Raw genomic sequence first — 11,960 nt, 5'->3', positions numbered from 1 at the left:
CCCCCCCCCCCCCGGAGAACCTTTACACCAGATCCTGTTTTTTCTCTCGAAATGGACTGCGTTCGACTCGAAATTAATTGTCCCTTCCAAGCTCCCCAATGCGATTTGCCGTTGGGAGGTGGCAGGGAGTGGGCGCGGCACGCATCAGCAAGCCACGAATTGGCAGGTCCATGACTTCCACCGTTCAAATTTCGAGACCCTAAATGTGGCTGCTCTCGACATTAGGTTTTTCGGAAGCTAATCGAGCACCTCCTCAATAAGTAGTGGACTAATTTTTATAGTTGTAATTCTCAACAGAGAATCACATGCTGTATAAAGAATACCTAAAGCGAATCGGCTGCTAAGTCGCGCCCTATAAATACAACAAAATCGGTAACCGCCATGTCATTCCTGAAAGGCTTCTCAATCGGAGCCAAGCTCCTCGTGCTGCCTGCTTTATTTGTGCTTTCTCTGCTCGTGGTCTCGGGCCTGGCCTATCAGGGGCTGGCCAAGCAGCAAGCGGTGATCGAAGAGATTGACCAGCTGCGGTTCCAGCAGTATCGCCAGGTACTCGAAACCTCAGCGGCCTCGCAGGCCGCAATGGTCGGTGCCTATGCCATCGGCTCGCGCATTCTCGAATCTAATGGGCAGGCGACCGCTGAGGAGCTGGAATCCTATCTGGAGGATATGCAAGCCAGTGTCGATGACATGAGGGCCGGGTTGGATAAAGTGGCCCGCGAGACGCGCTTGGGGGAGGAGGAGAAGGAGCTTTACCGTGCCGTGCAAGACCAGGCCGTAGTGGTCGGTGAGGGGCTGGCCGAGTTCAAGCGCACAGCCTTGAGCGACCAGATCCAGGCTGCTTCGTTGCTTGGGCGAGTGCGTGCCGATAACAATGGTTTGCAAGGTCAATTCAATCGACTGCTGGGGCTTCAGGCAGAGCTTACCTCCGGCGCCTTTGCAGAAGCCGGCGCAACACAACGACAGGTGTCAAAGATGCTGGTCGTGGTGCTGCTGACCGCAACGGTACTGGCGGTGTTGGTCAGCCTGCTGTTGCGCGCACAGATCATCCGACCGATCCGGGAAATCGAGCAGGCGTCTATCGAGTTGCGCGACGGTGACCTGACCCGGCGCGTACGGGTGATGGGGCGAGATGAAGTTGCCCGCACCGCTCAAGCGTTCAACGAACTGATTGATAGCTTCCAACAGGCAATGCGCCAAGTGGCCGGCGTTGCGGCCTCGGTCGGTGTCTCGGCCGAAGAACTGGTGGCGACCTCGGCACGTGTTGCCGAGAGTTCCACCGCACAATCCGGCGCGGTGGGCGCTGTTTCAATGACCATCGAGCAGATGAGCAACGGGATGACCGCGATTTCCAACCATGCGCAAACCCTTCGCAGTTGTGCCGAAGCCAGTTTGCGCGGTACGGAGGACGGACATTTGGCGCTGTCTCGACTGCTCGAGAAAATCAAAAGCGTGCGCCATGCCTTTACTGCTATTCGCGGTTCGGTGGGCGACTTCGTCGAAAGCACGACCGCCATCACGGCCAGTATCGGTCAGGTCAAGGACCTTTCCGCGCAGACCAGTATGCTGGCGCTCAATGCCGCGATTGAGGCGGCGCGTGCCGGGGAGAGCGGGCGCGGTTTCAGCGTGGTGGCTGACGAGGTGCGTAATTTGGCGCAACGCTCAGCGACGGCAGCCAATTCGATCAACCAATTGACCTTGAAACTGGAGAGCCAGTCCGAAACTGTCGATGACGCGTTGAACGCAGGTACAGTGGCACTGGACGACAGTGGCCGGCTGTTGAGCGAGTTGGAAAACACTTTGCAACAGGCGAGCGAACTGGTGGGTGACTCAACGCGCGGGGTGGATCGGATTGCCGATGCCGTGAGTGTGCAGAGCGAAGGCGGGCGGGGCATCGTCGCCAATGTCGAGCGCATCGCGCGCATGGCCGGGGAAGGCGATGCGATTACCCATCAGGTGTCCGGAGCCGTGGTGTCTTTGCGCGAGCTGTCCCACGAACTCAATCTGGCGGTGGGACGTTTCCGCTTCGAGGTTTGACCTGATCGTCGGTGATCAGGTCGTTGTGCCCGTCTGTTTTTTCGCTGTCTTGAAGATCAGCAGCAACGGCACGACGCCAATGGATAACCACATCAACAGCTTGAAGTCATTCAAATAGGCCACCCAACTGGCTTGCACGGTGATCATGCCGTCCAGCGCTGCACGCCCGGCGGCGGTGAGTGGATTGAGCTGGTGGCTGACAGGCCAGGCATCGAACAGGCGGTTGAACGGCGTCACGTAGGCGCCGATTTCGGCATGATTGATCTGAGTGTTTTGCGCCAACAGCACGGTCACGATCGAAATGCCGACACTGGAGCCGACGTTACGCGACAGGTTGTACAGGCCAGTCGCATCGCCACGCAGATGTGGAGGCAGCGTGGTGAAGGCTATGGTGGTCAACGGCACGAACAGCAAGCCCAGGCTGGCGCCCTGGACGAAGCCGACGTAGACAATCGTGTCGATGGAAACTGCCGGCGTCCAGCCCGTCATCATGTACATCGACCAGGCCGACAGCATCAAGCCGCAGAACAGTATCCAGCGGATATCGACTTTGCCGATGATCTTCCCGGCAACGAACATGCTGAGCATCGTACCCAGGCCACGCGGCCCCATGACCATGCCGGCGGTGAGCACCGGATAGCCCATGAGGGTTTGCAGGTAGGGGGTCATCAGCGCCAGCGAGGCCAGGTACGTGATACCGATGATGAAGATAAACACGACGGCTACCGAGTAGTTGCGGTCCTTGAACAGCTTCAGGCTGATAAAGGGTTTGTCGTGGGTGAAGGTGTGCACAAGGAAAATGTAGGTGGCCACGGTCGCGACCAGCGCTTCAAGGATGATTTCCCCGGAGTCGAACCAGCCCAGTTGTTCGCCGCGGTCGAGAAACAGTTGAATTGCCATGATCGCCACGCTGAGCGAGCCAAACCCCAGCCAGTCCAGGCGTGCCGTTCTGTCGGCCGGTGTTTCCCGAACGAAGCGCGTCATGCCGATAAAGGCCAGCAGGCCGATGGGCAAATTGATAAAGAATACCCAGCGCCAGCTGAGGTGTTCCGTCAGCCAGCCGCCGAGCATCGGCCCCAGCACAGGGCCGACCATGACCGAAACCCCAAACAGCGCCACGGCCGAGCCCCTGTCTTTCAGCGGGTAGATATCCAGCAAGATGCCTTGCGACAACGGCACCAATGCCGCCCCAGCCAGCCCCTGCAGCAGGCGGAACAGGATGATTTCTTCCAGGGAGCGAGCGATGCCGCAGAGCACGGATGCCAGCACAAAACCGAAGATCGACCACAGCAAGACACGCTTGCGACCGAAGCGTCGGGCAAGGAATGCCGAAGGCGGCGTCATTATGGCTGTTGCCACGATGTAGGACGTCAGGACCCAGTTGATCTGGTCGGCACTGGCCGACACGCTGCCTTGCATGTAGGGCAGGGCGACGTTGGCAATGGTGGTGTCCAGCGCTTGCATGACCACGGCCAGCACCACGCAGAACGTAATCAATACCCGCAGTGGCGAAGGCGGCAGTGGTCCGGTCACTTCATTCATGATGGAGGGCGAACAGGGCGGCCAGCGGTTTCGGCAGGCCACGGGCTTTGCCGGTATCGATGTCGACCACGGCGCTCATGCCATGGCGCAATGCTGGTTTGCCGGCGGTGTCGTCGATCCGGATGTGTACAGGAATGCGCTGCACGACCTTCACCCAATTGCCCGTCGTGTTCTGCGCCGGCAGCAACGAGAAACTGGCGCTGGAAGCCGGGCTGATACTGTCGACGGTGCCATGCCAGGTCACACCGGGGTAAGTGTCCACCTCGATGGTGACCCCTTGGCCGACCCGGGCGTTGGTCAGTTCTGTCTCTTTTGGCGAGGCGGCCACCCACAAGTGTTCGCTGGAGATCAGGCTGAAAGCTGATTGAGGTGGTTGCAGGAAGGCGCCCACTTGCAATGCGTCAACGTTGGTCACGATGCCGTCGAAGGGCGCAGTCACTACTGAGTTGCGCAGATTGCGCTTGGCCTCATTCAGCGCCGCCAGCGCTTGCAGGTACGACGGGTGTTGTTCGAGAGGGCGGTCCAGCCGGCCGCCCAATTGGGCCAACGCTGCGGCGGCCTGGGCTTTGGCGACGGCAATCTGCTGGCGGATATTGTCGAGGTCACGATGAGCGTCGTCGTAGAGGGTCTTTGACACCGCGGCAACGCTGACCAGTTTTTCCAGCCGTTGGAAATTAGTCTGGAAGTACGGTAGCCGGGCTTCCGCCTGGGTGATCTCGGCCAACGATTGGTTGTAGCTGGCCTTGAGATAAAGGATCTGGTTGCGCGCGTTTTCCAGTTGCGCCTGGGCGCTGGCCACGGCGATTTCAAAGGGTTCGGGCTTCAGGCGGAATAAAACCTGGCCCTTGCTCACGGTTTGGTTATCAGTCACTTCAATCGCCGCGATGATCCCGGACACATCGGTGGAAACCCCCACCCGGTCAGCCTGGATATAAGCATTGTCTGTGCTCACCGTCTGACCGCCAAACACATACCAGGCGGCACACGCCACAACGGCAATCGGGCCCAACGCAAACAGGCCGATACGCCAGCGTTGCCGTGTCGGCTCGATTGGTTCTTGTGCATGTCCATCAGGAGCTGGGGATTCGGGTGTCTGCGGCGGCTTTTCCAAGGGGGCGAGCGGGCGGGCCTCGGCGTGAACGGTTGGGAGCTGGAGTGTGGGCTCAGCCATGTTTCACCTCGCCTGCACAACGTGGAGTTTCGTCCACCGGCTGGCCACAGGCCATCAGCAGGTGTTCACGCATGCGTTCGAGGTAGTGCAGCAATTGGTCGTGCTCCTGAGGGGAGAAATCCGCCATGGTTTCCCGTCGGGTCTGCTCGCCGATGATGCGCATGAATTGCAACAGCGGATGCGCCGCGGGGGTGAGAAACAACAGGGAACAACGACGATCGGTGGGGTGGTTGCGGCGCTCGACCAGGCCGCGCTCTTGCATTTTGTCCAGCAAGCGCACCAAGGTGACCGACTCGATTTCCAGCAGGTCGGCCAGGCCTTTCTGATGAATGCCTTCATGGATGGAAAGCTTCGCCAGGACTTGCCATTGCGAACGCGTGAGGTCGGCTGCGCGTGCCCATTGTTCAAAGCGTTTGCGCATCAAGCGGGCGACGTCATGGAGGACAAAGCCAAGGGTGGATTGGGACATTGTTCAGCGCACCTTGAAGTCAATGAGCAAGCTCATGGTAATCAGGCTTATGGATTGTCCGCTAGCGGTTTTTCATAAAAATATGATCAGTAATAAAAAAACAGTTCATATAAATCCTATTAAATGGTCTTTTTTTCCAATATTTAGGGCTTTTACTTCGGGTTTATGAGTTGGTGCATGCTTTTTATTGGGCTGAATACAAGTGAACAAAAAGTAGATAAATGTCTATTTTTGTTTGATCTATCACCCTCGGGGCGCTACCGTTAGCGCTGACTGCGTTCAACGCATTTGCCCAAAAACACAACAACAACAATGAGGCAGTTCGATGATGACTCCAGGCTGGTGGGCCATGGCGCTTTCCGAAGCTGTGAACGATCAAGCGCCCCTGGCCGTGGCCTTCGCTGGCGAAGAACTGGTCCTGTTCCGGAATGCCGCGGGCCAGGCCTTTGCTTTGGAAGACCGTTGCCCGCACAGGCGCGTACCGCTGGCCCTGGGGCGGGTGGTGGCGTCCGGCTTGCAATGCGGCTACCACGGCTGGACCTTCGACGGCGCCACGGGCAGCTGTACGCAGATTCCTAACCTGCACGCCGGTGAGCGCGTCCCGGCTCGTTATGGGGCGCGAGCCTTTGCAGTCAGCGAGGCGAATGGTTTTGTCCATGTGTGGTTGGGCGAGGGCACGCCGCACGGTGAATTGCCCAGCAGCGACTACAAGCCAAGCGGGCGCGAATTCACTGGCGCCACGATCGTCAACATGAACCATGACCAATACCTGGCGGCGATGCTCGACGGTCCGCAGTGCTTGCTGGGTTTTTCCCATGTGCGCATGACTGACTTCTTCCTTGGCGATCTGCGCAGTGAGCAGGGGCGCATGGTGTTGGAGCGAGGCGCGGTATGGAGCACGCAATTTCTGCCGTCGCAATTTGTGGTGGATTACCCCTTGATTGTGCGCACTGGTGTGGCATTGCAGGGCGGCATGATTCGGGTGGATCTGCTCAGTGAAGATGAGTTGCCACTGATTACGTTGATGATCTCGACGGGCGCCAATCGGCGCGGCACCACCAGCCTGTGTTGGCGTGGGTACATGCATCAACAGGTACCGGCCAAAGCACCCTTGCGCTGGCGGCTGGCACGCCTGCGCAAAAAGCCACCGTTGAGCCTCAACAGCCTGATTGACGGTGCGGCCATCGCAGCCTTGCTTGAAGCGCCGTCCCGCGAACTACGCACCCTGCGCCAGCCGCGCCTAATTCCCGTCAGCGCTGTCGTCTGAGTCCAGGAGAACCGACCATGCATGCCGTGCCTTCTTCCAATGACACCCAGCCAGCCAAAGTGCGGGGCGACTGGACGCCGATCAACTACGACCTGCGTGACACCTGGTTCCCGGTGGCCCATAGCCGTGACCTGAGCGCGCGGCCGATCCGGCGGATTATCCACGCACAGCCCTACTACCTGTGGCGGGACAACGGGCAGCCGGTGGCGGCTGAATTCCACCCCCATCGGCCTGAGAAGGCGCCGCAATTGACGGCGTTTACCGGAGGGCGGGGGTTTTACCCATTGGTCGAGCGTTATGGCTACATCTGGGTCTGGTACGGCAACCCGGACGCGGCCGATGTGTTGTTGCTGCCGCACATTCCGTTTCTGCCGCTCGATGGCAGTCTTCCCGGCTATACGCAGCGTACCGTGCGCTTTGACGCGACGTCGGCGCTGTCCGTGGAAAACCTGATTGACCTGACCCATGCCGATTTCCTGCACGCCAATACCATTGGCGACGGCATCAGTGAGTCGGATGTGGTGGAGGTGCAATGGACCTCCGAAACGGTGACCCGTACGCGTATCGTCGCGCAAAAATCAGTCGCGCCGATCATGCGCTGGGTGGGCGGTGTGCGCGCCAAATACCAGGACTTTCGCGCCGTGCTGCACATTCATTTGCGCAGCAACGTGTGCATCTCCTATCCGCGCTTTCGACCTGGCTATGACGTGCCCAACTTGCAACCATTCCTGCCGGTGGGCAAGCATCGTTCGCGCTGTGACGTCACCTTCAATACCACCGCTGCACCCGCACCGTTCCGCTATGTGATGCCACGCATCAACTACATCATCCAGCCCCAGGACAACTCGGTGGTGCGTCCGCAGAACCAGCGTTACTTCGAGGCCGGCGAGCGTCGTGACCTGCATTCGCGTTTCGATACGCCAGGTACGCGTTATCGCTTCCAGATGGAGCAACTGGCCGAGCGCCAACGCGCGGGTCAGTTCGCCTACGGCAGCGATGCCGAACCGGGTCGCAATATCAGTGCCTTGCTGGGCATGGATGACTGACGCACAAACACGAGGAATAACGAATGGATCTGGGTATAACCGGGCGCACGGCAGTGGTGTGTGCATCTTCCCGAGGGCTGGGCAAAGCGTGTGCGCTGGCCTTGGCGCAGGAGGGTTGTGACGTGCTGATCAATGGTCGCGATGCAGCGACCCTGGCGCAAGCCGCCCAGGACATCCTGCGCAGCACCGGTCGCCTGCCGCGCACGGTGGTGGCCGATCTGTCGACGGCTGAGGGGCGGGCGGCGCTGCTGGCTGCGTGCCCGCAAGTCGATATTCTGGTGACCAACAACGGCGGGCCCGAGCCTGGGCGTTTTGAAGACTGGGATCATGCAGCCTGGCAGGCCGCCATCGAGGCCAACATGCTCTCGGGCATTTTGCTGATCCAGGCGGTGGTGGGCGGTATGCGTGCGCGAGGTTTTGGCCGCATCGTCAACATCACCTCGGCCATGGTCAAGTCGCCACGTTTGCCCTTGGGGTTGTCCACTGCAGCGCGAGCCGGGTTGACGGCCTTTAGCAAAGCCCTGTCGGTGGAGGTGGTGCGCGACAACGTGACCCTCAACAACCTGCTACCCGAGCGCATCGAAACCGACCGCCTGCGCTACATGACCGAGCAGGTGGCCAAGCACCGCCAACTCAGCATGGAGCAGGCGAAGGCAGAAATGTTGAGGCCTATAGCGGCCCGACGATTCGGGCAACCGAGCGAGTTGGCCGCCGCTTGCGCTTTTCTCTGTTCGGCGCAGGCCGGCTATATCACCGGGCAAAATTTGCAGGTCGACGGCGGCAGTTACGCCGGTTTGATGTAACCGCCTGCACGGGCCTTCCAATCGGCGGGCGGCACTTCGCTGGCGTCGAAATCCAGCTCGACTTCAACCCCGTTGGGGTCCTGCATGAACAACTGCCAAGTGCGCTGGTCGCCGGGTGCCCGAATCACCTTGAAGTGCACGCCATGTTGTTCGAGGTGTTCCCACATCGTCAGCAAGCCTTCTGTATGGAACGCCATGTGGTCGAGCACACCCCGTCGCGGCTCTGGCATCTGTGTGACGCCCACCACGTGCAGTACAGGTTGATTGCCCGCGTATAGCCAGAAACCGGGGACAGGAAACGGCGGCCGTGGCCCCTCGACCAAGCCCAGCATGTGAACATAGAAATCACGTGTGGCGTCCAGTCGGTCGGTGACGATGGTGAAGTGGTCCATGCGCAGGATCATCTCGAGGTCCTCGGTGGGTGGTGATGCGCATATATGAACATATTATTAGTAAGTGTTTAATTTAACTTATGGTTCTATATTCGGAATACTAATCTAACTATGGAATTTATCCGTCATGGCTTAGGGTGAACCCATGGATGCGTTCTGCAGCTCTGCTGCAGAACGCGATGGGCAGAACAGACACTCGAAGGTGCTGCATGAGCCAGGCAATCCTTGAAGGTATCCGCGTCATCAGCCTGTGTTCCGGCATTGCCGGTTCTGCTGCCGGGCTACAGCTGAGTGAAGCTGGCGCTGAAGTGGTGATGGTCGAGCCACTGAACAACCCTGCCAGGGATCACCAGGCATTGTTTGCGGTGCTCAACCGCGGCAAGCGCAGCGTTACGCTCAATCTGGAAAACGTTGCTGACCGCCAACGGTTGCAGAATCTGCTGGCCAGCGCCGATGTGCTGCTGCACGACTTCACGCCTGCGCAGGCGCAAGTCCATGGATTGGCGGACGAGCAGCTCGCGGCGGACTTTCCTCGCCTGGTCATTTCCGCCATCGGTGGCTGGCCGCAACGTCATGCGCTGGCCAATTCGATTCCCCACGAGACATTGATCCTGGCGCGCCTGGGTCTGCTGGACGAGCAACCGGCGCATCGTTCCGGTCCGGCCTTCGTACGCATGCCGTTTGCCAATTGGCTGGCCTGCTGGCTGTGTGTGATCGGGGTGATGGCGCGATTGCTGGCGCGTCAGCGTGATGGCCGGGGTGGCATTGCCCATACGAGCCTGGCCCAGGCCGCTCTGGTGCCCATGACCATGCATTGGAACCGCGCCCAAACGCCGACACCAGCCTTCGCCAAGGGCCTGGATAAACACATTCCGATTCCGTTGCACCAATGCGCCGATGGGCGCTGGTTGCATGTGCACTACTCGCCGGACAAATCACCCTGGATGGCCGCAGCGCTGAGTGAACTCGGAGAAACCGAAGTCGCCCGCCTGAACGCGTTATGGCCCCCCAGCCATGTGGCGCCCAACTTCGGCGCCAATAAGGCAATCATTGCCACTCGGCCTGCGCAGGAGTGGGTCGAGCATTTCTGGCAGCACGATGTTGCCGCACAGATAGCGGCGCCGTTTGGCGAGATCTACTTTGACGAACAAGCCCGCGTGAATAGCTATGTGGTCGAAGTCGACGACGTGCAGATGGGCAAGACCCTTCAGCCAGGGGCGGCCTGGAAGGTCCAGCCACCTGCGCGAACCGGCGCCAGTGCGCCGCTGATGGGAGAAGGGAACGCCGAACTGTTCGATGCAGTTGTTGAGCATCAGGCGCCGCAGTCGGGGGCGAGTCCCGCCCCCTTGCCACCCTTGCATGGCCTCAAGGTGCTGGACCTCGGCGCGTACCTGGCCGGCCCGTTTGCTTGCATGTTGCTGGCAGACCTGGGGGCTGAAGTGATCAAGGTCGAGGCGCCCAAAGGTGATGCGATGCGACGCCTGGAACGGATTTTCAGCGGCACCCAGCGCGGCAAGCTGGGCGTGGCGTTGCAGTTGGGTGATCGGCAAACCGAGCCCGCTGTGGAAGCGTTGGTGCGTTGGGCCGATGTAGTGCACCACAACATGCGTCTGCCGGCTGCGCGAAAACTCAAGGTCGATTACGACAGCCTCAAAGCGCTTAACCCGCAACTGCTTTATTGCCATGTCAGTGCTTATGGGCCGACCGGCCCGCGTGCCGATTGGCCCGGCTTTGACCAACTGATGCAAGCCGCCTGCGGGTGGGAAGTGGAGCAGGGTGGTGAGGGCCAGGCGCCGATGTGGCTGCGCTTTGGTGTGGGTGATTTTTTTGCCGGCCTATCCTCGCTCTATGCCTTGCTGCTGGGCTTGTACGAGCGCAACCACAGTGGCGTCGGGCAAATGGTCAGCTCGTCATTATTGGGCGCCACGCTGCTGTCGATGAGCGAGGCCGTGGTGCTGGAGGACGGCAGCCTCACGCCGGTCGCCCACATGGATGCCCGTCAGACCGGGTTGAGTGACACCCACCGCCTGTACCGATGCAGCGATGCCTGGCTGGTGGTGGTCGCGCTGCAACTGGACGAAGTGCAGCGTTTCCGGGCGCTGACGAGTGGCCAGCCTCAAGCCTACTTTGCAGGCCTCACCCGGGAGGCGGCGCTCGCAGCGTTAGCCACCGAGAGGGTCCTGGCGCAGCCGGTGCTTGAAGCGCAAATGGATGCCTTTCTCGACAGCCCGGAAAATGCCGCCGCCGGCCTGCATGCCCATTACAACCACGCCGTCTACGGCGACTTGCAGCAGATCGGCGTGTTCTGGGATTTCGGCAATTTGCCGTTGTCGCTGCGTCGTCCACCGCCCGCCCTCGGCCAACATACAAGGCAAGTGTTGGAAAGCCTCGGCTTTGCCGGCAGCGAGCTTGAGCGCCTGGCCGCGGCAGGATTGGTGGCGCTGTAGCCGCCGATTTTTTTGATGGGCAGCCTTCATTGATACGCACAAGGAACACCTATGAACGAGTTGGATTTCAGCGGCAAGACCGTACTGGTCATCGGCGGTTCCAGCGGTATCGGCAACGGCATCGCACAGAGCTTCCGCCAACGCGGCGCCGAGGTTTACGTGTGGGGCACGCGTGCCACTGCAGCGGCGTACGAGGACTCGGCCGACTCTGACCTTGAGGGGTTACATTACGCTCAGGTCGATGTCGCAGACGCGGCGCAGATCGAGGCTGTCAGCGTGCCTTTCACGCGACTGGATGTGTTGGTGCAGGCGCAGGGCACGGTGCTCTACGACCGGCAGGAATTTCTCACCGAAGGCTTCAAGCGCGTGCTCGACGTTAACCTCACCAGCCTGATGGTGTGTGCGCAGAAGTTTCATCCGCTGCTGATGCAGGCGAAGGGTTCGATGATCACGGTCAGCTCGGCAGCCGCGTTCCACTCGACGCGTGGCAACCCCGCCTATAACGCTTCAAAAACCGGTGCGTTCGGGCTGACTCGCACCCTGGCCGAAGCCTGGGCCCGGGACGGTATCCGGGTGAACGGCATTGCCCCGGGACTGGTGGAAACCAAGCTCACACGGGTGACCACCAGCAACCCCAAGCGCCTGGAGGGGGCGCTGCGCGCCATCCCGCAAGGGCGTCTGGGAACGCCCCGGGACATGGCAAACGTTGCCTTGTTTCTCGCCTCGCCGCTGGCCAGCTATGTGCTCGGCCAAACCCTGTTGGTCGACGGCGGCATGCTGCTGGCCTGA

General features: G+C 60.2%; 10 protein-coding genes. 6 read left to right on the top strand and 4 right to left on the bottom strand.

Annotated elements, in window-relative coordinates; translation table 11 throughout:
• Positions 1-381: 381 nt before the first annotated feature.
• Positions 382-2,034, top strand: coding sequence for a methyl-accepting chemotaxis protein (locus tag BSF40_RS25725; protein ID WP_095967366.1), 1,653 nt, complete (start codon positions 382-384; stop codon positions 2,032-2,034).
• Positions 2,035-2,049: 15 nt separating this feature from the next.
• Here the strand turns inward: BSF40_RS25725 and BSF40_RS25720 are convergent, their stop codons facing one another.
• The 3 genes from BSF40_RS25720 to BSF40_RS25710 form a co-directional block, all read right to left on the bottom strand.
• Complete coding sequence (locus BSF40_RS25720) at positions 2,050-3,576, bottom strand: DHA2 family efflux MFS transporter permease subunit (protein ID WP_095967365.1); 1,527 nt, start codon at positions 3,574-3,576, stop codon at positions 2,050-2,052.
• A complete protein-coding gene (locus BSF40_RS25715) occupies positions 3,569-4,528 on the bottom strand; it encodes an HlyD family secretion protein (protein ID WP_256589600.1) in 960 nt (319 codons plus the stop codon). The genes BSF40_RS25720 and BSF40_RS25715 overlap by 8 nt, the downstream gene beginning before the upstream one ends.
• Positions 4,529-4,739: 211 nt before the next feature.
• A complete protein-coding gene (locus BSF40_RS25710; protein WP_095967363.1) occupies positions 4,740-5,216 on the bottom strand; it encodes a MarR family winged helix-turn-helix transcriptional regulator in 477 nt (158 codons plus the stop codon).
• A 325-nt stretch (positions 5,217-5,541) separates the two neighbouring features.
• Here BSF40_RS25710 and BSF40_RS25705 point away from each other — a divergent pair, with 325 nt between their 5' ends.
• Genes BSF40_RS25705 through BSF40_RS25695 form a run of 3 tightly spaced genes read left to right on the top strand, consistent with a single transcriptional unit; the run spans position 5,542 to position 8,332 of the window.
• A complete protein-coding gene (locus tag BSF40_RS25705) occupies positions 5,542-6,483 on the top strand; it encodes a Rieske 2Fe-2S domain-containing protein (RefSeq protein WP_095967362.1) in 942 nt (313 codons plus the stop codon).
• 17 nt (positions 6,484-6,500) lie between these two features.
• On the top strand, positions 6,501-7,529 hold the full coding sequence (locus BSF40_RS25700; protein ID WP_095967361.1) for an aromatic ring-hydroxylating dioxygenase subunit alpha: 1,029 nt from the start codon (positions 6,501-6,503) through the stop codon (positions 7,527-7,529).
• Between the two features lie 23 nt (positions 7,530-7,552).
• Positions 7,553-8,332 (top strand): SDR family oxidoreductase, encoded by a 780-nt coding sequence (locus tag BSF40_RS25695; protein WP_095967360.1) that lies wholly within the window; start codon positions 7,553-7,555, stop codon positions 8,330-8,332.
• On the opposite strand, the gene BSF40_RS25690 is transcribed toward BSF40_RS25695, so the two are convergent.
• Positions 8,314-8,736, bottom strand: a complete 423-nt coding sequence (locus BSF40_RS25690) for a VOC family protein (protein WP_095967359.1) — start codon at positions 8,734-8,736, stop codon at positions 8,314-8,316. The genes BSF40_RS25695 and BSF40_RS25690 overlap by 19 nt on opposite strands.
• A gap of 197 nt (positions 8,737-8,933) precedes the next feature.
• Between BSF40_RS25690 and BSF40_RS33390 the strand changes: the two genes are divergently transcribed.
• Both BSF40_RS33390 and BSF40_RS25680 read left to right on the top strand, forming a co-directional pair.
• A complete protein-coding gene (locus tag BSF40_RS33390) occupies positions 8,934-11,171 on the top strand; it encodes a CoA transferase (protein ID WP_095967358.1) in 2,238 nt (745 codons plus the stop codon).
• 51 nt (positions 11,172-11,222) lie between these two features.
• On the top strand, positions 11,223-11,960 hold the full coding sequence (locus tag BSF40_RS25680) for an SDR family NAD(P)-dependent oxidoreductase (RefSeq protein ID WP_095967357.1): 738 nt from the start codon (positions 11,223-11,225) through the stop codon (positions 11,958-11,960).

The organism is Pseudomonas sp. ACN5 (assembly GCF_002303975.1).
In the GTDB taxonomy this organism is placed as follows: Bacteria; Pseudomonadota; Gammaproteobacteria; order Pseudomonadales; family Pseudomonadaceae; genus Aquipseudomonas; species Aquipseudomonas laurylsulfatiphila.
The sequence above is the reverse complement of the archived record's forward strand: the minus strand, read 5'-3'. Positions and strand labels throughout refer to the sequence as shown.

Coding starts and splice junctions, on each gene's coding strand:
- BSF40_RS25725 (WP_095967366.1), top strand. CDS start 382: ATGTCATTCCTGAAAGGCTTCTCAATCGGAGCCAAGCTCCTCGTGCTG.
- BSF40_RS25720 (WP_095967365.1), bottom strand. CDS start 3,576: ATGAATGAAGTGACCGGACCACTGCCGCCTTCGCCACTGCGGGTATTG.
- BSF40_RS25710 (WP_095967363.1), bottom strand. CDS start 5,216: ATGTCCCAATCCACCCTTGGCTTTGTCCTCCATGACGTCGCCCGCTTG.
- BSF40_RS25705 (WP_095967362.1), top strand. CDS start 5,542: ATGATGACTCCAGGCTGGTGGGCCATGGCGCTTTCCGAAGCTGTGAAC.
- BSF40_RS25700 (WP_095967361.1), top strand. CDS start 6,501: ATGCATGCCGTGCCTTCTTCCAATGACACCCAGCCAGCCAAAGTGCGG.
- BSF40_RS25695 (WP_095967360.1), top strand. CDS start 7,553: ATGGATCTGGGTATAACCGGGCGCACGGCAGTGGTGTGTGCATCTTCC.
- BSF40_RS25690 (WP_095967359.1), bottom strand. CDS start 8,736: ATGATCCTGCGCATGGACCACTTCACCATCGTCACCGACCGACTGGAC.
- BSF40_RS33390 (WP_095967358.1), top strand. CDS start 8,934: ATGAGCCAGGCAATCCTTGAAGGTATCCGCGTCATCAGCCTGTGTTCC.
- BSF40_RS25680 (WP_095967357.1), top strand. CDS start 11,223: ATGAACGAGTTGGATTTCAGCGGCAAGACCGTACTGGTCATCGGCGGT.